This is a genomic window from Oscillatoria sp. CS-180 (genome assembly GCF_028330965.1).
Lineage (GTDB): Bacteria > Cyanobacteriota > Cyanobacteriia > Phormidesmidales > Phormidesmidaceae > Halomicronema.
Genome location: NZ_JAQMUB010000067.1, coordinates 21,270 through 42,762, shown reverse-complemented (window position 1 = coordinate 42,762; position 21,493 = coordinate 21,270). Strand labels below are relative to the sequence as shown.

The following is a 21,493-nucleotide window of genomic DNA, read 5'->3' as shown; positions in this document are numbered from 1 at the left end:
TCAGTTTCTGCGGCTGTATGTCACTTATAGGTGCAAAGCAGCTTTGAGGAAGTGCGGTACCTCCATTGAAAAGCTGATTGACTGGGGAAAACTTTGTGGTAATTGCTTTCCAGAAAATTGAAACAGGCTAAAAATTGATAGATCCTGCCGCGCTAAAATTATGGATAGGTACCTAAAATGAAATTAGCAGCGACGACGACAATTTCCAACCCGCTGAAAGTAGCTCAATAATGACTACTGTCTTTGACAAGCTGTAGGTTGAGGTTCTTGGTCAGCAACACTCATAGCAAACTCTGGATATATTCGCACAGCATGAAAGCCTTCGTCTGGGCTACCAAACATCGCGTGGTCTGCATAAGGTGATAGTTGTTCGATTTGTGGAACAAAAGTTTGCGAGCCGTTAGATCGGGAATCAAGGTGAAGGTGAGCGCGGATATAAATAGATTGGTCTGGTGCAAGGTTAACAGGAAGATTACTGTTTACTTCAAATGGTTTCTCATAATCGTTGATTTCAGAGATTAACTGCCGATGAAGTAAATTGCCTTGAGGCGTTATGAGTTCCACCCAATCTGTACGCTGTTCACAGCCAACGTCGGGACTTTTAACTGTTAAATTCAATCTGTATTGATTTGAATCGAGCTTGGAAACGACTGCGTCTAGAACTACTGCCCCAGGAATCAAATTTGGATTTTTCTTTTCTGCCCACAATACTAGAACATCGTCATAGTCAAACCAAGTCGGTCCTGTTATTAATGTTCTCATGGTACTTTGCCAGTAATCTAATCGAGCAAATCCAATGGCAACCTCCCTAATAATGTAATAGAGATTATGTTCTCGAACTAACTCTAGCGAGTAATTCAATAGCCTTTTTGTATTCTCTGAAGAATGTCCTAGCCTACCAATAGCGTCCACAATGTCCTCAGCTGCATAAGCTTTTTGCTTATTACTAGACATGGATTCGGCAATGAAAAGTGTTTGCTCAAGAATTTGCTCAGCTACTTCCACATTTTCTACCCGGCCAGCTACATATGCGATACGACTTAAAGCATAGGATTTTTCCCGCTCATCAGTGATATGAGTAGTAGCTGATAAAGTTTTTAAGAGAACATTTTGAAGTACTTCTACATCTTTTATTAGTGCAGCCGTATCTGTGATTGAATTCAAAGCATACGATGTTCGCCAAGCTTCCTCCGTGTTGGCTTCGTCTTCGTTGATAGATTCAATAGTATCTATTGCTTGTGAAAGAGCTTGCTGAGCTATTTCTTTGTCTTCTAGTTGCCCCGCTGTGCTGGCGACATTACCTAAAGTATTAGCCTTTTGCACATTCTCTTCAATTGACTCAGTGACCGCCATAGCCTTCAAGAGAGCCTGTTGAGCTATTTCCCTATCTTCTAGTTGCCCCGCTATGCTAGCGACATTACCTAAAGTATTAGCCTTTTGCACATTCTCTTCAATTGACTCAGTGACCGCTATAGCCTTCGAGAGAGCCTGCTGAGCTATTTCCCTATCTTCTAGTTGCCCTGCTATGTTGGCAATATTGCTTAATGTAATGGCTTTTGATTTGCTTTCTGTAATTGCCTCTGCATAGTGAAGTATTCTTTGTAAGACTAGTTGAGACTGGCTTGTTTCTAACCTTGGGGCAATAAGACTAACTTCTTTGAGGAAATCAGCTTTGACCGCCTCACTACGAATATTTTGATCAGCTACCCTCAAAGCTCTTGACCAGTTACCGTCTTTTCCAATTGCCAAACCGATGTTTGCAATATATTCATCCGATGCCTGAGTCAATGCTAAGGATAAAACCCAACGTACAACTTGAATTTGGCCCTGGGGAACAAATAGAAGCCAGTTCAATGCCAACAGTAGCGCTACGAATGAAGTAGTTATAAAAATTCCAAATCGACGAAGTCTTTGGCGACTCAAGCGTATTAGTTTCTCCTTCTGTAAGCGCTTTGCTCCAAAAATGACATAAGAACGATTCCTAGCAAGCAAGCGCAGTTCTGACCAATTTAATAGATATCTAGAGGAACAATTACTGCCAAGCCATTCATTAACCCTACGATCTAAAAGTCTCCTTGCTTTGTCTGCTGAGGTAAGTTCTTGTCCTATCTGCCTCATAAGAGCGGGTATAAGCCTCTCATGAGCAAGTTCATATCCATACTGTTGCTGACGCTCAACAGGAGTAATCAATCTCACACTGCTGAGAACAAGCCAGTGGACAGCATCCTCAACATCTTGAGCCTTTACATCACCTTGGAGTTGCCTTTGTAAATCAGGCAGAGTTTGAACCTCCGCTCGAACTTGACGCTCTAAATCGGTTAGCTGAAGTAAAACTTTTACAACTGCCTGACGTTTGGCAGGCAATGCTAATGTCGCCAGAGTACGATCTAAATAGCGAGTTAAGAGTCCTTCGACTCCTCCAAATTTTTGAAACGCTTCTCGATTAAATGCTCTCATCTCAGAAGTCTTCTGACGCTCAATCATCCAAGCTAGGATTTGCAAATCAACTGGAGAGATTAGACCACCTTCTGAATTTACTAATTCTTCAGTTGCTAAATCAACTACAAAGCGACGATCAAAGCGGAGATTTTCCGTTTCTGCGATAACTTCTAGTATGTGAACGGCTGCTTCAGGTTCGAACTTCTCAAGATGCACTATGTCCTGTGGCCCCAAAGAGTAACCTAATGCCTCCTGTACTTCGTAAAGTTGGTAGTACAAATCAGAGCGAATGCTCACCAAAATTTTGACGGCGAGGGATTTGGGATACTGATACCAGGCTGCCAAAGCCTGAATAAACTCAGCTCGATCAGGCTTTCGGGGAAAATGTGCAAAGAATTGCTCAAATTGATCAAAAATCAGCAGAACAGGCATTTCAGTTGCCTCTGTTGCTTGCTGTAGGATCGTTAAAATCTCGCGAGAACCTGAAGACATTGAGACTAGCCAATCCATTGGAATCTCTAGCTGTTCTGAGATAGAACGTCTGATAGTTTCAATCGGTTCTTGATCGGAAAAGCGAACATAGATTCCTCGATAACTTTTCGAAACTTGATTTAATTGAGGTAGAAGTCCAGCTTGCAGAAACGAAGTCTTACCGGAACCGGACTCACCTATTAAAACGCCAATCCGGAAATGAGGGCTAGTGATTGCTTCCAGACACTCTCTCAGAGCATGATTGCGCTGTAATCGCCTGAAAATCTCAGCGTCTTCCTCATTAAAAGGTCGTAAGCCTTTAATTGCTTTACGCTCTACTACTTCAACAGTATTATGTCGAATACGTCGTGGCATCGTTACAACTGCCACAATCAATGCTCCAGTGAACATCAGGATGGCAATAAGACTTACACTTGCCCAAATTGAATCTTGTTGTTCTTCTGGAAGCCAGTGGCTTAAAGTTTCACGAAAGAATAGTCCCGCTAAGCTCAACACGACTCCTGTAAGCACTAGCAGCATGAACAAGTTGCGCTGGCGGATCAGCTCTGCTATCCAGCGGATAAAGTTGGCAACTGCCTCAGTAGTTTGTTTAACTGTCTCGCCTGAGATAGGATTTGGTGATTCAGAACTCATCGCATTCAGATCCTGGGATTCTGCTCTATTAAAACCGAACCTCATCAAAATCACCTAGAGGCAACGAAATATTGTGAGCATCGATGCCTTAAAAATTTGGGTTAGGCAGGTAGTAACACAACCCCAGCTGCTTTTAGAGATACTAAACAGGGTAGATTAGATCCGCTCGTGATCACGCCTCAACAAACTAAACGCCTCTTCCTGCTCGGGAATGAGCCCAACCCCTGTCATTGGAAAATGCAATTGTAGTGTGCGCTAAACACGCTCAGTATGCAGGTTGCACATTGGCTACCCCTTTAACCGCTTCTGCATCGTTTCCAACTTCCTTAAATCCGCTGCTCGCTTCCGCCTTTGATACCGATCCTTCGCCATCCCATTCACCACCTTCATCGCCTTGGGATGCTCCACGAGATACTGATACGCCGCTTCAAACCACACCTCCTTGGTGATCTTCTCATCCATGCAGAGAGGCAGCAGCGCTTCATTAATATCCGCTTCCAACCGCGTGGTCGTGCACACCAACTGCGTAGATCCGACCCTTCATCTTGACTCGTAAACATGCTGACGTCAACACCTCCAGGCTTGACCAGAGATACTCTATCCTGATGTCACTGCTGCATCTTGATCCGGTTGATGAGGATTTGTTTTCGGGCAAATCCCTAAGCACCTTTCCGTGTTCTGGGATAATCAAAATCTTCTCCGGTATTCTGACTCGCTGTTCCACTATTTGCCGTATTCTCTGGCGATCTGATCAAGATTTCCGGCTTCAGGGTTCATCATTCGGTTCTTCTTATGGGGGGATAGCATTCAAAACAGCCACCTTCACCTGTTGGGCCAAGTCAAGGGCCTCAGATGCGGTTTCCTGATCGGGAAAAAACTCCAAATCATAGCGTGATTCCACCGCATAGGGCATGAGTTCCGCTAGGTTATCGACCTTCACCAACCAGGTTTTGGCAGCATTGACACAAAGTTGATTCAGTTCCAGCAAGTCATGGATGCGAGGTATCGCCATACCTCTATATGCAAGAAACCCTTTTAAGTACTTTTCAGCGGCTTGTTGAGCGTGGTAGCAAGCAGTGTCATAAGGCCCATCTGAGGCCAACACAAGTTGGGCTGTCGTCAAATCGCTATCGCCCTTACGAAACCAGCCTGTCGCTAAATCACGCTGGTTTTTCATATAAAACTTTGCCTTCTCTCAAAGCAGTCGTGATGAAAGCATTGGGCACCGCTGACCATTCTTGAATTTCAGTCGGTGTCCAGACAGTAATATCTTTGTTGGGAAAGACACCCATGAGAGCTTTGTAGTAGCGTGGCGATCGCTTAAAGCGCGGCAAATCTGACTCTTCCACAACTAATAAGTCTAAGTCGCTTTCAGCATGGGTGTCACCTCTGGCCTGAGATCCAAACAGAACAACTTTGAGTGGATCTCCAGTTGCCCGAATACGGCTCACCACTTCTGCTAGAAGTGCTTGACTGACAGCTGGATATTTGCTCTCTGACGTCATTCCCCTTTCCGATTGGTAAAAGTAGCAAGGGCTAATGTGCTTAACTCATGCCCGTCATTACTCAATATCCTACAACTATGGGCACGCTTCGCTTTGCCTCTCCTAAGTTTTAATCCAGCGAGGAATAGTTCTAAGGGATTGGTAGCTCCTCTGAGGCGACTACGTCAATGACCACCCTCCTCCTTACTCTAAACACCACTCTCTACTCTGGCGTGATCAATATTCATAACTCCGGAGTCGCGATCGCCTAACTCCATATATGGCCTGCTCCGCATACTGGCACTTTAGAGCAGCGGAAAAACTACCGATGGCTTGTGAAATCAAGGCTTCAGTAAAAAAACTAGCAGCTCCATAAGAGAATGCGAATCTGTTGAGTTGAGCTTACCAAGCTTTTTGATCACCACATCTTCCTGAATCGTGGTGATGACAGGTTTAATCACAGACAGCTTTAATAACCCCGCTCCTTGCCAGTCAGAAATCATCATTTCCCTGAATAACAGAGGTGTTTTTACTTGACTCGTCACAGCAATCAGAATCAGGTCCGGACGAGATACGTTGTACTCACTTGAGCTGATGACGACCGAGGGCCGTTTCTTCTGAGTATTTTGGTGGGTGAAAGGAAACGGAACCTACTACTTCGCCAAACTCACAGGTCATCATAGGCATCATCCTCTGGGTTATTCCAGACTAAAGCAAAAGAAGGTTCAGAAACTTTCGCCGCAGATGTCACTAGCGAGCTGTCTTGATAGTCTGGTTGCTCAATGGCTTCGGGCATCTTGGCCTCGGCCCACTGGAGCAGACGCGCCGCTAGATGAAACTGCTCTTGCCAACTCAAACGTTGAGCCTCTTGCATTAGCTCTTGTAGCGTCATCTTGCTCATCTCCTCAAAAGTCTCATTCTATTGTGGCATCAGAGGTTGGACTTCAGGCAGGATGGCTAACACGTCTGATCTCCTTCGAAACCTAGTCCTAACCTATTACCGACAGATTTCGCGCCTCAACAACCAAAACATCTTGCCTTGCTCTGGCATAATCAACTGCGAGGAACTGCTAGCCCTCTAACAACATAGACGGAACCAAGTCAGGGGAACTAATGGGTATCGGATCCTCAACGTCAGCTTATACATCTGAATTTCCGTTTGCGATCGCTATGCTCGCTTGATATGACCGTTTTTGTGAACATCCACGCCCTTTAGTAGGGTTTCTTTCTCCTCATCCAATTCCTCTTGGTGCATGGTTTCGCGCATTAGGGCTTCTCTCAAAGACCAACAGGTTGCCATATAAATAATCCACAGAAAGTTGATTAAATAGGTCATCAAGCTTTCGGTGTAGTTGTTGACATACATGATGGTGAAGAAGGCGATCGGCCAAATGCTTGCAGCACTGTCGGAGACGTACGCCAGCTTAAACGCTCTAACCCAAGCCTGAATTGAACTCAGTCCGTAGAAAAAGAGCCCGATAAATCCTACGTCTAGGACGAGGTCATACCAACCGTTATGAGCGTGGGTGGGGACAAAATTGATGCTGCCCACAAAGACGGCAATGGCGGCCTCGGAAGTCCAAAATGCACTTCTGCCATACCCTAATAGAGCCTTGTTGGGAATAAAGGACTGTCTCAACACGTCCCAAATCAGGGTGCGACCTGAAAGGGTTGGATCTCGACCAATGCCAATGAAAATTTGATCCCATGCGGTATACACAAACAGGATGCTACAGGTTGCGACCACCACGCCGAGATAGAGAATCAGTAGTGTTTTCATCCCCCGCCAGCGATAGCGACGGTAGAGAAACACAAAAGAGATGACCATGATTAAAAGCACCTGCCCCGTTTTAGAGGTGGACAGGAACAGGAGTGCAACGCATAAGCCTAGTAAAGCTAAGATCCACGGCTTTCGCTCTTTGGAATCAAGCACCTGCACCAGGCAAACGGCTGAACACGTCGTCATCCCAGTGGAAAAATAGTTCTTGTGTCCGAAGATGCCTTTCCAAGCGCCTGCGTGGGTGACGTCTTGGTGAATGCCGATGGAGGGAACCCCGATCGCAAAGGCCAAACTAATTAGAGCTGTAATGCCCATCGCTACTGTGATCAGCCGCACCTGTTGTGCCAGCGAAAACCGGGTTGCTAGGAATAGCGCAATCAAAACTCCCTGAATGTATTCGCTTCGCAGGCCCAAGATCGTGAGTTGTGGATTGATGGACCAGGCGAAGGAGACGAAGACGATCGCGTGAAAAATCAGCAGGAAGATATCTGACTGCAAAACGCGAACGGTTGCTTTGTAACGAGCTGCTAGACGAAAGGCGATCATGACGGGCAGCAGATATCGAATCAAGGTTTCTGCTACACCCGGAATGCCAACGCCTGAAAAGAAGCTGGACAAAGTTGCCGTGGAGTGCAGGATCCCCAGGACCGCGATCGCTCTGTCGATTAGACCTGGATCGAGGAGTGCTTGATAGCTGGGGGAAGGAGCAGGGGGAGCAGATAACGTTTTTGAAAACTGCTGACTTGTTTGCATAGAGGTAAATCAGTTGCTTCTGGAGACCAGAACCCGTTCATGGCAAATGGCTTTCGTCCGTAAAAATTCTGACGGTGCTAGCTGCCAGTTGTTTCCTTTACTGATGCTTCCCTTACCACAGCATAAATGCTCAAATTAGTTTTGAGTTTTCCATTTTGAGTTGTGAATGTCAGAAAACTTACGCAACAGGCCGGTCAACTGCTCTAAAACTGTAGATCTGACAGCTGCATGAGCACGATATCCTGCACTTACTCCCTCAGAATCTATCTGTTAGGCAGAAATCGGTCAAAGTCTCAGTGGCACTGTTGGGGTGGCGTTTCAGAAAGCTTAATCTACCCAGCCAATCTCTTCGTTAGTCAGCATTCGGTTCCTCTGCTCTCCATGATCGATCGCGTATTCAGGTACCTTTTTGTAAGCAGGTAACCGTCTACCGCGATAGATATCGTTACTGCCACCGGGTCTCATCTTGACGGCGAGAGCCGGTTTGGGTTCGGGTTCTGGCTCGGGTTCGGGTTCGGGTTCTGGAGTTTGCTCCGCAGCTTCGGTCATTTTTAAGATGACCTGTTTCGCTTCATCCAGTTCTTGGGTGACTTTTTTGAGCTTATCCGCATCGGCTTTGGCTGCTTTCTCAGCCTGTTCCAGAGAGTCTTTAAGTTCAAACAGGCGCTCCTGATGGTCTTTGAGGTCTGCTTGCAGCCCCTGTACCTGTTTTTCGAAATCAGCTTCTTTGGCTTGCGATGCTTCTAAGTCACTTTTGAGCTGTGCGACCTGCTTTTCGAGGTCGGCTTTCGTGACGCTGCGGCTGCTACGGGATCCTGCACTTTTGGTGACTGTTCTGGTGGCAGCCGTAGTCGGTTTGGTGTCCGTTGATTTATTGCTGTTGGTAGACGTCTTTCTAGAGCGACTCGCTGTTTTGCGAGTGGGAATTTTCTTCTCGGTTGCCGACTTTGCTGGAGAGGATTTCCGGCCAGATTTCTGAGGGGGTGTTGAAGTCTCTTCTGAGGGGGTGACCTCTTCTTTCAGCAGGTCAGATAGGTTTTTCTTAGTCATGGTTTGCTCCAATCTAGCTGTACTTCGTCGGCGACGCGATAATAGTCGGCTCTCGCTTCCTTAACATTGGCTCCTCGCCACTGAGTGATGGGAACCCCTTCGAGGGCAGCCCGTTCATGGGCTTTGTAGGTACGAATAACGGTTTTGCAAGCGGGAATATTCAGGCTGTCAAGGGTTTGCTGTGCCTCGATCGCCTCAGGCAAACTACGAGAATCGACTTTGGTCAACAAAACCCGATGGGCTACACCAGACGGAGCGATCGCTACCTTGATCGTCGTGATTAGGGCTGACAGGTCCATTGGAGCGGGCGGTGTGGGCAGCAAAATGTAATCCGCAACCGGAATGACGGCGGCTAGTGCTGTTGAATTAAGGGCCGGAGGGGTGTCCACCACAATCAAAGAATACTCATCCACACTCTTTAGTTTGCCTAGAAGGGCCGCGTCTGTCTCCTGAGTGATATCAAACGTCACGGGCTGGGCATTGTGAGTCACCCACCAGCTGGCAGACGCTTGCGGATCAGTATCTACTAACAACACAGAATGCGACTCAGACAGAACGGCTGCCAGATTGATGGCGGTAGTGGTTTTGCCGACTCCTCCTTTGCCGTTGAGGATAGCGAGGATTTTGGGAGGTAAGCCCTTGCGACTTGCTGCCAAGGCAAGACTCCTTTGCTGAATTTGGGGAGTCCTCGGCAACGATGATAAATGCCGGACTCATGACAGGTTGACTATATCGCATCTGCGATCGCTCGCAACGCTTTTGGATCATCTGCTAACTGATCAGGATTGGCAGCTACCAATGCGGTTCGGCTATTGAAGCCCCACGTGACTGAAACGGCTTGCACTGCCGCAGAGCGGGCTGCCGCAATATCTCGGACTTCATCACCGACATAAGCGGTTTCAGTGGAAAGGAGCTGATGACGTTCTAAACACTGGGCGATGAGTCGGCCTTTGCGAAACAACGTGCCACCCCCATCGACGCTGGCAAAACAGTGTTCGAGTCCATAGGTAGCCAGAAACGCCCAAACGACTTCGGGTGTGTTGGAGGTCACGATGGCTAAGAAATGCCCATCTTGGCGCAGCTGCTGAATCACTTCAGGCATGCCTGAGCATGGGGGAATTTGAATACTCTGCTGCCGCAATTCCTGCCTGAGGCGTCGCAGCAGCGCCGGAATTTTGAGAACCGGAATGCCGGAATAGCGAATGAGTTGACGAGGTGTTAGCCCCTTCAAAGCATCAACTTCGGCCAATGGCGTAGGTCGATAGCCAAACTCAGGGGCTAATTGATTGGTGATGGCCACAATTACGGATAAGCTGTCCGCGATCGTGCCATCAAAGTCAAACAAGAGGTTGGACAAAGCTGCTTTACCAAGGACGCCAGTCTTCCCAATCTTCGTTGAAGATAGAGGTGCCCGGGAACTGAGTCGGGTTACCACTCGCCTCGATTTCCCGTCTCAACTCGTACATCAGCGGGTCCAAAGTGGGGAGATTATCCACCAAATCATAGGGCAAGATGCCATTGCGAAGTGCAAAGTCTGCGGTGGCGGCTGCCCCGACTCCAACTGACCACTCATAGGAGTGAACTCGATAGGCTGCTGCTGCAATAGTGCTCATCGCCAGTCCCTTGCCGGTGACCAACAGATTGTCTACACCCTGAGGAATGAGTGCCCGTAGCGGAATTTGAGTGGGATAGGCCTGACCATGGGCCTGACGAACACCCGGACGTTCAATATTGCCCGGTTTCTCTGGTGGATTCTCCAGCATGCAGGGATGAAAATCGATCGCATACTGAGCAATGCCAATGGAATCGGGGTAAATGCGGGCTCGACGGCGCTGAGGAATATCTTCAGCCGGGGTTTCATTGAGCACGGCACTGGTCGCACCTTGTCCGGCCACTTCGATCCGCAGCGCCTCATAGGTTTCGGGGTCAAGGTTGTTTTGATAAAACGGATCGCTGAAGTCGATCCAAGTGAAGTCAACCTCGTTGATTTCAAAACCGTCTTCGTAGCCGAAGGACGGACGCCCCACAATACGCCGACCTTCCCGAATGTAGGGGAATTTTGAGAGTCCGTGGGCAGTGCCCATGGGGGAATCATACCCCTGCAACAGGCGACTGTTTGGCGTGGGTTCCTTAAGGCTGTCGTCGAGCTGTGAGTCGGTAGCGCCGATGAGGAACCAGTAGTAGAAGCTCAGCGCATTTTCTTCGCCGCGCCTCAAGGACTCCTGACGGAGGCCACCCATCCAGCCGCCCGGGTCCAACTGGCCTCGCTCCGCTAGCTGCTCAGCGGTATAGATTAAATTGTCCTCAGGATTACCGGGACGATAGTCATTGCCCCAAGTCCAGTTCTGCATGGAGATATCGCCGGGACGGGGACGCGGCACCCCAGCAATTCTTTCATCACGCTCCGGATCGGCGGCATATAGACGCCGATAGGTGAAGACGTAATCGTAGTAGTCCTGAGCGTTGTAGTCGCGGGTCTGCTCCCAGCTGAAGTACGGCTCGTATTGCAGGTAATAGCTGGGGATGAGCTGCGGCTGCGGCGACTCCGTCTTTTCCATCGCAAAGGTGTAGGTGAATCCCTGAGTGCAGTAAGGATCATTGTCCGTGACGGGAGAGGACGGATTGAGATAGGTTTTGGGATCTAGCCCGAGGCGATAGGGCACCCCCGACATGGCGATGAGTTCACCCGTTTCGGTAGCCTCAATGACGTACCAGTCTGTTGGGCCTTCCGGAGCATCAGCGGGGGGCACAAACTGAATGATCGTTTTGTCGAACCGTGCCGAATCTTCGTAGCGATAGGCGTCTGCAATGGTGGCAGATAGCGGTTCAGTGTTGAGGGGAGGAGCACCGGATGCAGGACTGTGCTGAATGCTGACAACGCTGGTGATTTGGCGACCGTCGGCGCTAAATTCCAAGTCTTTCGGTACCGTGGAGGGGAACCACTTCAATTCACCATCCCCTTGATCCGCTGCATCTTCTAACATGTCGAATAAGAGGGCGTGGGCATCGTAGGGCATAAAGCAGGAGGCACTGACCCAGCAACGACCGGGATTGAGTTCCCCGTATTTTTCCATGACGCGATCGCGCAGCTCTCGGTATCCCTCTGAATAGAACAGGAGCTGCCGCTGTCGCCGCGACTCGTCTAGGGCAGTTGTTCCCTGGGAGGAAATTTGTCCTCCTACCCAGTCAGTTAATTCTGTTAAGCAAACGGTATGGCCCGCTTTGAGACTTTGATAAGCGGCAGCCGTGCCCGATAGACCACCCCCCACAATCAACACATCACATTCCACAACCTCATCGGGTGTTCGCGGCAGGGCAGCCAAGAACTGAGATGACTCCTGAGCGATCGCGGTGAGCTCTACAAAAGCAGGAGAAACAAGGGCGATTGAGGTTCCTAGCAGAACTCCAACCCGACCCAAGCGACGTAATCCAGGCATCGGTGATTCCTTAACGACGTTTCTCCAAAAAGCTTAAGAGAAATTTGACGCAATTTGGGCAAATAATCGCCGGAATACAGAAAAATAGCTTTAGTCTCTAGGCTTTTGTACCCATTAGCATCTGGGGACTTAGTGCATCGCCAGATGACTCGCCGCCTGTCTTCACGGAACTGGCGACGGCTATAGGGCAGGTGGAACCGGCAGCAAGGAAAGGGATGGCAGCACTCATATCGTCATCCTCAATCTGAGTGCTGAGCTTAGGTTTTAGCGTTCTCTGTCGCTGGATTGCGTTGGCGATACTGAGGCTACGGAGTTTCGGCCAGGTTCCGGAGGCGATCGCTGCGACGGGCCGCAACAATATTGTCGGATTCGGCTTCCAAATCGGCCAGATCGAGCAGCATGTCCTGCCGAAATTGCTCTTCTTCGAGGGAGTCAGCGTTGTAGACAATCGCGAGGGCGTCGTACCAATAGCCGGCAGCAGCGTAGGCGATCGCATCTTGAAGAGTTAGGTCATCGCCTGAGACGGCCTGAACGGCATCGGCGGGAGGGTCGGCAATGGTGATATCGGCAGAAATCCATTTCCCAGGCATGGTTTTATCGTCGTCGCAGTAGAGAATCGCCTGCCAGGTGTAGGTTTCCCCGACCGTCAAGTCTTCACCGTCCGGGAGCGTATAAGCAATGTAGCCCGCTTGGGTTTCAACTTCTTCGCTCACAATTAGCGTACTTTCGCCATCAGCTTGAGACGAGAGATAGAACTCCAGTGTCCCCACAGGTTCAGGGTTCATGTACCAAACAAAGGTGGGACGGGACGAGAAGGATTGCCCGGTGCCGCTAAATTGAGGGGCGATCGCAATCATTTCGCCACCGCAGCCTCGGGTACCGCCCTGAGTGCCACTTCCCGATATTTGAGAGCCGGGTGGGGGTTCATAGGCTCGACTTTTGACCGCGCTGCTGAGGCTAGTGCCCGAATACCGAGTGGCTTGGCTGACGGAACTATTCGCCAGACTGGGGGTTCCCAGAATAAGCAATAGGATCGTGCCGCTACCCAGACGAGAGACCTGCCGCTTTAAACGAGAAAAGTAAAAACGCTTATCAGATTTTTTTAGAGTCATGGCTAACCTCTGAACGAGTACATCACGGCAGAAACATGCTCACCATTCAGAATGCTAGGAAAGCCCATCTGCCTTAGTTTTAAGTTTTGAGTTTTGAGTTCTGTGTAGCGGTATTAGCTTACTGAACATTGGCGAGATACAAAGCGGATCAAGCGGAAGGTCCAATACAGTATTGTGGCCGTTAGTAAGATCATACTGACCCACTGCAACCAGGGCAGACTGACGCCTATCCGACTCAGTCCAAAGAGCAAGGCATCATCTAGAAAATTCAATAAAAACGGAAACCCTTTCTGAAAACCGATTTGAAGGAGGTCCAATAGCGTACTTTTCATCTGTAGACTCTCTGCTGCTGGGGATTGATTTCACAATAAGGACATTCGATTTGAGAAACAGCCGATGTTTGAGACAGCGAGATTGCGGTTAAGGGTTGAGCCGGTTACCGTTTTCAGCAAAGGGGAAAAGCGTCTAGCGTTTCCACCAGAACTGACGGCGTAGGGGCCAGCGAAGTTCGCAGTGGGTGCCGTTTTTTTCGAAGCTGCGCTGAAATGTGCCGCCAAGGCGATGGGCCAGGTCTTGGGCCTGCTGGGTGCCGCGACCACCTGTGGCGGAAGCGGTTGATTGTGGCAGGGGGAGATTATCGGGATTACCTTTGCCATTGTCTTCTACACGAACAATGTTGTCCGTTTCGGTCGTGCCGCAAAAAATGGTCAATCGCTTGGGATTGACCGCGTGTTTCCCGATGTTGCAGAGCATTTCTTCCAAAAGGCGACAAATGGCGCGACGATCGCCCGGAGTCAGTTTGGTTTCTGTCAGGGGTTCAAATTTGATGACCTTGAACTTGAGACTGTCGAAGCCGGGAAAGTCTCGCTTTAGGGTTTCGACGTAGACTTCATAGAGAACTTCATGTAGAGCATTGCGTAAGTCCACCACTTGCTGACTGCCGAGCTGAAGCTGATCGTCTTGGGGCAGGGATTCTTGCTGTAAGCGGTTGTAGACGGTTCTGAGTTCTTTGTTCAAGTCGGCGAGCTGGGTGTTGACTTGAGGATCTAACGTTTCTTTTTGCCGGAGCAAGAGGGCCAGCGTTTGGAGGGGACCATTGTGAATAGCGTCGTAGGTTTCTTCGATGACGCGCTGCCGTTCGGTGATGCGCGATCGCAAGGTCTGGTCATAAAGATAGAAGCCGGGCAGTACCAGTCCGTTGAGGGTGAATCCAATCAGAGTCGGGATAACGGGAATCCACCAGCCAAACCACCACAGCAGCAGCAGGCTCAGCCCGACTAGCCCCAGCGCAATCACCCCGACTGAGAGCAGGTACCAGGCTGGCTGGGTGAGGAAACGAATCAGCACCATGCCGACAATCCCCCACAGCACTATCCATAGATATTCCCAGACCTCAGCCCAGCCCACAATTAAGGGGCGATCGTCCAGCACGGCACTGAGAATTTGGCTCGTGATATGGGCGTGCATCTCAACGCCGTAAAGCTGTCGTGGATTAAGCGTGTTGGCGGCAGCAGAGTTGATTTGGTCTTTGACGCTGAGGGCTGTTACGCCGACTAAAACGATGCGATCGCGAATCAGCGCCTCATCCACCTGTCCTGACAACACGTCGGTCATCGAGACTTGCTCAAAGGGGGAGGGACCGCTCCGCACATTGACCAGCATTTGGATGCCGGTGGCGTTGACGCCGACATAGCTGCCGGAGTTGGCAGAGAACCGAATCAGCTCAGTGTCACCAAACTGCATGTTCTCTGGATTCCGTTGACCGTTGGTGAGAAAGAGATCTTGTTGAGCCAGGTACGCCTCAGCCAGGACGAGCGGAAAAGCTACCCGAAACTCGTCAGCCGTGGGATGCCCGACAGGGGGAAAGGCTCCTAAATAGGCGCGGCGAACAAAGCCATCGGCATCGATTGGAAAATCGTTAAAGCCGACCTGTTCAGGCGGCAGTGGCGGCGGTGGAGCCACGGTGTCGCTGAGGATAGCTTCAATGCCGAAGACCTGTGAAGACTCGGCCAGGATTTCAGTGAGGTCTGCGTGGCCGGGTTCGACGGGAAAATCTCGATAGATATCGATGCCGATCGCATAGGGGCGAGCTTCCTTGAGCCGAGTAATCAGTGCTGCCAAGTTGGCATCGGGAATGGGATACGTGCCGACGGCCTGAATGTCTTGCTCATCAATGCCGACAATCAGCAGTCGCTTATCGGTCGGTTCGGCGGGACGCCATCGTAAAAAGCTATCGAGGGCTTTCCACTCAAGCTCTTGGAAAGCCCCCAAAGCACGCAGCGCCAGCATCAGCACAATAACGGTGACGCCTGGCAGGATGCGACGTTGCCAACTTGCTCTAGAAATGGTCTGCCAGATTTGGGAAGAGTTGTTGGAGTTTGTCACATAGTCTCCTTAATTCATCCGTCATCCTTGGCTAGTCAATTAGTCCTTCATCCCGCGCCCGGATTTCGGTCTGAATGCGAATGTTTTTGCCCGCTTCTGGATACACCTCCAGGGCATCCTGTACTTTGGTCCAGTAGTGGCGTACGGTTCTTTCGGCTACGTTCATCTTCTCGGCGATCGCCTTATCCTGCAATCCTTCTTTAAAGGCCAGTCGCAGCACTTCCAACCATTCCGGCTTCACTTCAATGCCGGCTCGCATGTCACGCGGGGTGTAGATCAGTCCTTTGAGGGCCCAATCGACTTTGGTGAGCATTTCTTTCATGGGCAGGTTTTTGTCGGCAATGGTGAAACCTGCTTGATGAGCATCAATGGCGGGTTTGAGGCGTACCAGCGATCGCACATGGGCACTTTGCACCACAATATTGAGATCGGGATAAGTCTCTAGGATTGATCGCAATAGCTCAATTCCCGCTTCAATTTCTGACGTTGTGCCGGGGGTTTGAGGAATCGACAAGTCCATCATGAGCAGATCAGGAGCACCGTAGCCCAGTTCCTCTTGGGCGGCCTGAGCGGTGGCTGCCGTGCGGATGGTGGCTTGCGGATACTCTTTCTCTAAGGTCATGACGGTGCCGCCTAAAACAGCTTCATGATCATCGACAACAAGGAGCTTTAAGGGGTCATTGGGGGAAGTCATGGATCTATCGCTCTATGAATCAGCTAGTACAGGAATGGCCCAGGATAATTTTAGGGACAACGAATCAGGCTGGACCACCTCCTGACAGTCGCCTTGGGTAAAAAGCTGAAAAGTCTGTAGAAAGGGACTGAGCGATCGCCGGAGGGATGGCCAAAAAGATGGCGGGCGTAAGGTCGCGTAGTCTGCCGATAGGGTCAAACATTTGACGTTGCCTTGCTCCTCTAAACTCAGGGTCAGGGTTTGTGGTAATTCCTCCGCTTCTAGCAGTTGCTGAAGCAGCGTTTTCACCAGCAGCACTAGGAGCCGCGTGTGCTCAACTTGCTCCAAACTCCAAACGCTGGGTAGTTCAAGGTTTAGGTTTAGCCGATCTTGCCAAGGCTGGATCACATGCTGTAATGCCAGTGGCAGAGACTCTTGCAGATAAGGGGACTGTAGGCGATCGCAAAAATCTTCCACCAAAGCATAGAACCGATTGATAGCCGCTAAGTGAGCTTCGCAGTCCACCTCGGATTGGGATTGAGCCTGACAGTCAATCTCCAAGCGGCGACGGAGCGCGATAATCTCTTGCAGCAGACCATTGCGAATGAAGTCAGTTTCCTGATTCAGCATCTGTGCCTGATATTGATGCCACCAACGCAGTAGGTTGGTGGGATGCGATCGTTCGGTCCCCAAGTTAAGATCTCCTGCCATAGCTGCCTTGTATATCAGATTACTTAACCCAGCCGCCTGAGGTTATCGCAGTTTACCGACAGTCTTATTTCATGTCTAAGCAAATCTGTTGGCGCAAAGCTGTCAGCTGACGCTGAGGAGGGGTGAAGGCGTTTTCGAATATCATCCTTTGGCGGTTAGCAGACTTTCCAGAAAAACCGTTACTATGAATACAACAAAGTAAAGTTTTGTGAAAATTGGACTGAATTATGACATCCCTGGATCTTGAAAACATTTCTACACAGCTGGAGAGCGAGAGTTCTAGAGACCGCATGTTGGCACTGGCTATGCTGCGGAACGTTGAGGCTGAGACAGCAGCTCCTCTCGTGAGAAAAGTGATCAATGATTCCAATCTGCAGGTGCGATCGATGGCTGTGTTTGCGATGGGGCTAAAGCCGGACGAGGAAACTTACGACATTCTCGTGAAGCTGGTTGAAACTGATCCCGACTATGGTATTCGGGCGGATGCAGCGGGTGCTTTGGGCTATTTGGAAGATCCCCGGGCGTTTGAAGTCCTTGTGCGGGCCTTTTATGAGGATACGGATTGGCTGGTGCGCTTCAGTGCCGCAGTGGCGCTGGGCAATCTCAAGGACCCCCGTGCCCATGACGTCCTCGTAGAAGCTTTGCAGTGTGAGGAGGTCGTCATTCAGCAGGCCGCGATCGCCGCGATCGGTGAGATTGGCGACGTTAGCGCTGTGGAAGATATTCTCAACTTTGCCCAGTCTGAAGATTGGCTGGTGCGTCAACGATTGGCGGAAGCGTTGGGCCATCTGCCTGCTCCTAAGACTGAATCGGCCCTGCGCTTTTTAGAGCGAGATGCCCACCCCCAAGTTGCTCAAGCCGCTCGCATTTCTCTGCAACGCCTCCACGATCACGATCGCTAAGCTCAACCCCACCGCGTCAAGGCACAATTGAAGCATCTTCATCCCCAACCCCTTGATGTTTCAAACAACTCGCAGACGCTTAGCCCTCTGGTACACAACGGTAACCGCGGTGGTGCTGTTGGTGTTTGCCAGCGGGGTTTACTGGTACGTTCGCACGACGCTGGTGGAGCGAGTGGATGACACCCTCAACCACGTGGTGGAGATTGTGCAGCGATCGCTAGTCATCGAACCAGGTGGGGCGGTGGGCGATCGTGTGCTGACGGCCATCGGCATGGTAGAGCCGCCGATGCGGGTCAATATTGAAGCTAGCTTTCGAGACAGCGCCCCCACGAACGAAGACGACCACATTGATTTGGAATGGTTCAGTCCAACGGGAAAGCTGCTGTGGTCTACACTTTCAGAGCCGCTTGATCTAGCCATTAAGGTTAATCCTTCGGGGGAAACGGTGCATGTCAGTGATCAGCAGGTGGTGCGTCAGGTCACGGAACGAGTGGTGGCGGGCAACCAGATTTTGGGCTATTTGCGGGTCAGTCATCCCTGGTTTGAGGTGACGAAACCCAGTCGTCAGCTACTGCAAGACCTGTCGTTGGGCATCAGTCTGATGGTGGCAGCCGTGGCGACGGTGGGCTGGCTGCTGTCGGGCATTGCGATCGCCCCGGTACGGGACTCTTACCATCAGCTTAAGCAGTTCACAGCGGACGCCTCCCATGAGTTAAGGAATCCCATTGCGGTCATTCAGACCAATGTGCAGGTGGCGCTGGCGGAACTGGACACGGACGAGGAGGCTCAACAGCAGCATCTCCACGTGATTGAGCGGCTGACTCGTCGTCTGGGTCGGTTGGTTGATGATTTGCTGTTCTTAGCTCGGCAGGAGGGGGGGTTAGCCCCTCTGAAGGAAGAACCCGTCGATTTGCCGCTGCTGCTAGCAGACGTGATTGAGGAGCAGAGTGCCATTGCTGATAACAAGGCGATCTCGCTCACATGCCAAGCCTGCGAGAACGTCCTGCTGGCCCTAGTCGATGATCCGGGAACAGCAACGGCACAGGCCACCTGGACTGTGTTGGGAGATGCCGATCAGCTGACCCGTCTATTCACCAATCTAATTAGCAACAGTCTGCAATATACCCCCGACCACGGTGACGTTGTGGTCAGCTTTGCTGAAGGCCGTCTCCAGAGTCTGCCAGCGATCCAGATTAAGGTGAAGGACAACGGGATGGGGATTGCCAAGGAAGCGCTGCCCCACGTGTTCGATCGCTTCTATCGGGCTGACCCGGCTCGCCAGCGTTCCGCCGCCACCGGATCGGGATTGGGGTTGGCGATCGCTAAAGTCATCGTCGAGAACCACCACGGCGACATTCACCTCCAGAGCACTCCCAACCAAGGCACCGAGGTCACCGTCGTTTTACCCGTCAAACCGGAGTTATTGCTTTAGTCCTCTAAGGCGTCATCAATCAATATTTTCCTCCAGTCCCCGCTTTAACGAAGCCGAGCAATTGCCTTGTATTCCATTGCAAACAGCAGTCAGAAGCCTTGTCAACTGACGCTTAGACCGACTGTTGCCTAAGGGATCAGACATTGAGGGACTGCGACCTCAATGGCACATTTTTTTAATATCTCCATCGCGTTATGCGGCTGACCGTCTCCGTAACTTCACCTATGATGGACGGAGAAAAGCGTCCTGCCTTCATGGGCCTCCATTATCCATGCCTGCAAAAGCCAGAAACAACAAGGGCGATCGCGCTGAGCGGCTGCGGCTCTATCGGGCTTTGCAGGGGCTACCTGCGGCTCATTTTGACGAAATCCTCTTTGCGCTGAATCCTCCAGCGGGCATTGTCTCTCCCGCTCAAACACAACAGGGAACGCGCACGGGGGAGCTGCTAGGTTGGGCCGAAGGGCAGGGCGGTTGTGGTTTGGTGGCGGTTTATGAGCTGCTAGTGGACTACGTTCCGGACCTGCCGCGTCCTTCAGCATCGGATAAAGATCCGGTTCCTGTCAGCAGCATAGAGACTTCGCTAGGCCGTCTTGTGATCAGCTACAAGCGAGAAATGGAACCAGATGAACCCCTGGCGCTGTCTCTGCGTGAGGCGTTGGGTGAGCAATACACCGTGTTCATTGATCAGCAGATGACGGTGGGGGCGAACTGGGTGGAGCAGATTCGCAACGAAATTCAGCAGGCAGAAGCGCTAATTGTGCTGCTGTCGGAACCCGCCGTGAGCAGCGAGATGGTGCAGCGGGAAGTGCAGATGGCCCACGAGTTTGCCCGGACTCACGGCCATCCCCAAATTCTGCCCGTGCGGCTAGCTTACCGAGAGCCGTTCCAGTATCCCCTCAGCGTGTATCTCGATCCGATTCAGTGGGCCTTTTGGGAATCCCCGGCGGACACGCCGCGTCTTTTAGAGGAGCTTCGGCAGGCCCTCACAGGCGGCACCCTGCCCCTGGCAACGCCTGCCGACAAAGCCCAAATTATTCAGGCTCCTAAACCCGTCGCCGTGCCGCGCCCGACCCCCTCGGCTCAACCCCGGTCCTCGCGTCAGGCGCTGCCGCTAGAGCTACCGGAGGGGACGATGGCTCCGGAGTCTCAGTTTTATGTGGCGCGATCGTTTGACCAGATTGCCCAGAGCACGATTCAGCAGCAGGGCGTCACCATTACCATCAAAGGGCCTCGGCAGATGGGCAAGAGTTCCTTGCTCAATCAGGTGATGAGCACAGCCCATGAGCAGGGGAAACGGGTGGCCTTTCTGGACTTTCAACTGTTTGATCAGGCCTCGCTGACCGACCCCGACACGTTTTTCCCCGAGTTCTGTGCCTGGCTCACGGATGAGCTGGACTTGGAGGATCAGGTGGATGAGTACTGGAAACGGCGTCTCAGCAACACCCAGCGCTGCACTCGCTACGTTGGCAGGTACCTGCTGCCCACCCTAGCGGCTCCCCTCGTGCTAGCGATGGACGAAGTGGAGACCATGTTTGACACGGAGTTTCGGTCCGATTTCTTTGGCATGTTGCGGAGCTGGCACAACAACCGCGCTACTAAACCCGCCTGGAAACAGCTTGACCTCGCCCTGGTGACCTCCACCGAACCCTACCAGCTGATCGACAACCTCAACCAGTCCCCCTTTAATGTGGGACAAATCATCGAACTCACCGATTTTGACTTTGCTCAGGTGGCTGACCTCAACCAGCGCCACGGCGATCCCCTCACTGCGTCGGAACTTCAGCGCCTGATGGATCTTGTCAATGGACATCCCTACCTAGTCCGCAAAGCCCTTTACCTGGTGGTCACCGGAACCCTGAGCACCCACGACCTGTTTGATCAGGCCGACAAAGAGCGCGGTCCCTTCGGCGATCATTTGCGCTATCACCTCTTTCGCATGTACGACAAACCCGAACTGGTGCAGGGCTTCCTCCAGGTCATCCACACCCACACCTGCGCCGACGAGCGCGTCTTTTTCCGGCTCCGAGGCGCAGGACTCGTCCAGCGCAGCAGCAGCAACGGCGTTGAAGTTTTACCCCGGTGTCAGCTCTATGAGCAATATTTTCAGCAGCATTTAGGCTGAGGAATTTTGGGTTACAGATATGAACGATCAATTCGAAGGCTATGCGCAAGTAAAGAAGTTCTCAGTTCTTAGTTTTGAGTTCTCAGTT

The 21,493-nt window shown here is 51.1% G+C and carries 17 protein-coding genes and 1 pseudogene; 3 read left to right on the top strand and 15 right to left on the bottom strand.

Annotated features, from left to right (window positions below):
* Nucleotides 1-234: 234 nt before the first annotated feature.
* The 15 genes and pseudogenes from PN498_RS15835 to PN498_RS15765 all read right to left on the bottom strand — a co-directional run bounded on the left by PN498_RS15835 (nt 235) and on the right by PN498_RS15765 (nt 16,949).
* Nucleotides 235-3,564: an nSTAND1 domain-containing NTPase gene (locus tag PN498_RS15835; RefSeq protein WP_272063841.1), complete on the bottom strand. Its 3,330-nt coding sequence runs from the start codon at nt 3,562-3,564 to the stop codon at nt 235-237.
* A gap of 288 nt (nt 3,565-3,852) precedes the next feature.
* A complete protein-coding gene (locus PN498_RS15830; protein ID WP_272063840.1) occupies nt 3,853-4,083 on the bottom strand; it encodes a hypothetical protein in 231 nt (76 codons plus the stop codon).
* 271 nt (nt 4,084-4,354) lie between these two features.
* Nucleotides 4,355-4,741 (bottom strand): HEPN domain-containing protein, encoded by a 387-nt coding sequence (locus tag PN498_RS15825; RefSeq protein WP_272063838.1) that lies wholly within the window; start codon nt 4,739-4,741, stop codon nt 4,355-4,357.
* A complete protein-coding gene (locus tag PN498_RS15820; RefSeq protein ID WP_272063837.1) occupies nt 4,725-5,069 on the bottom strand; it encodes a nucleotidyltransferase domain-containing protein in 345 nt (114 codons plus the stop codon). The genes PN498_RS15825 and PN498_RS15820 overlap by 17 nt, the downstream gene beginning before the upstream one ends.
* Nucleotides 5,070-5,389: 320 nt before the next feature.
* Nucleotides 5,390-5,665: pseudogene (locus tag PN498_RS15815) on the bottom strand (type II toxin-antitoxin system PemK/MazF family toxin); the annotation flags it as partial.
* Nucleotides 5,666-5,715: 50 nt separating this feature from the next.
* Entirely contained in the window at nt 5,716-5,940 is a 225-nt protein-coding gene (locus PN498_RS15810) for a hypothetical protein (protein ID WP_272063836.1), read from the bottom strand.
* 276 nt (nt 5,941-6,216) lie between these two features.
* Nucleotides 6,217-7,581: an O-antigen ligase family protein gene (locus PN498_RS15805; protein WP_272063835.1), complete on the bottom strand. Its 1,365-nt coding sequence runs from the start codon at nt 7,579-7,581 to the stop codon at nt 6,217-6,219.
* Between the two features lie 327 nt (nt 7,582-7,908).
* Nucleotides 7,909-8,631 carry a hypothetical protein gene (locus PN498_RS15800; RefSeq protein ID WP_272063833.1) on the bottom strand — a complete coding sequence of 241 codons (723 nt, stop codon included), beginning with the start codon at nt 8,629-8,631 and terminating at the stop codon, nt 7,909-7,911.
* Entirely contained in the window at nt 8,628-9,287 is a 660-nt protein-coding gene (locus PN498_RS15795) for a ParA family protein (protein ID WP_272063831.1), read from the bottom strand. Before PN498_RS15795 ends, PN498_RS15800 begins: the two co-directional genes overlap by 4 nt.
* A 71-nt stretch (nt 9,288-9,358) precedes the next feature.
* On the bottom strand, nt 9,359-9,988 hold the full coding sequence (locus tag PN498_RS15790; protein ID WP_272063829.1) for an HAD hydrolase-like protein: 630 nt from the start codon (nt 9,986-9,988) through the stop codon (nt 9,359-9,361).
* 7 nt (nt 9,989-9,995) lie between these two features.
* Nucleotides 9,996-12,068 (bottom strand): FAD-dependent oxidoreductase, encoded by a 2,073-nt coding sequence (locus PN498_RS15785; protein ID WP_272063828.1) that lies wholly within the window; start codon nt 12,066-12,068, stop codon nt 9,996-9,998.
* Between the two features lie 305 nt (nt 12,069-12,373).
* Nucleotides 12,374-13,180 (bottom strand): DUF928 domain-containing protein, encoded by an 807-nt coding sequence (locus PN498_RS15780; RefSeq protein ID WP_272063826.1) that lies wholly within the window; start codon nt 13,178-13,180, stop codon nt 12,374-12,376.
* A gap of 465 nt (nt 13,181-13,645) precedes the next feature.
* The gene (locus PN498_RS15775; RefSeq protein ID WP_272063824.1) at nt 13,646-15,565 is read right to left on the bottom strand and encodes a sensor histidine kinase; all 1,920 of its coding nucleotides are present in this window, start codon (nt 15,563-15,565) and stop codon (nt 13,646-13,648) included.
* A gap of 31 nt (nt 15,566-15,596) precedes the next feature.
* Entirely contained in the window at nt 15,597-16,259 is a 663-nt protein-coding gene (locus PN498_RS15770; RefSeq protein ID WP_272063822.1) for a response regulator transcription factor, read from the bottom strand.
* Between the two features lie 12 nt (nt 16,260-16,271).
* Nucleotides 16,272-16,949 (bottom strand): hypothetical protein, encoded by a 678-nt coding sequence (locus PN498_RS15765; RefSeq protein WP_272063820.1) that lies wholly within the window; start codon nt 16,947-16,949, stop codon nt 16,272-16,274.
* A 227-nt stretch (nt 16,950-17,176) separates the two neighbouring features.
* Between PN498_RS15765 and PN498_RS15760 the strand changes: the two genes are divergently transcribed.
* The 3 genes from PN498_RS15760 to PN498_RS15750 all read left to right on the top strand — a co-directional run bounded on the left by PN498_RS15760 (nt 17,177) and on the right by PN498_RS15750 (nt 21,405).
* The gene (locus PN498_RS15760; protein ID WP_272063818.1) at nt 17,177-17,851 is read left to right on the top strand and encodes a HEAT repeat domain-containing protein; all 675 of its coding nucleotides are present in this window, start codon (nt 17,177-17,179) and stop codon (nt 17,849-17,851) included.
* A gap of 55 nt (nt 17,852-17,906) precedes the next feature.
* On the top strand, nt 17,907-19,283 hold the full coding sequence (locus tag PN498_RS15755) for a sensor histidine kinase (RefSeq protein WP_272063817.1): 1,377 nt from the start codon (nt 17,907-17,909) through the stop codon (nt 19,281-19,283).
* 271 nt (nt 19,284-19,554) lie between these two features.
* Nucleotides 19,555-21,405: an AAA-like domain-containing protein gene (locus PN498_RS15750; RefSeq protein WP_272063816.1), complete on the top strand. Its 1,851-nt coding sequence runs from the start codon at nt 19,555-19,557 to the stop codon at nt 21,403-21,405.
* The last annotated feature ends 88 nt before the right edge of the window (nt 21,406-21,493 follow it).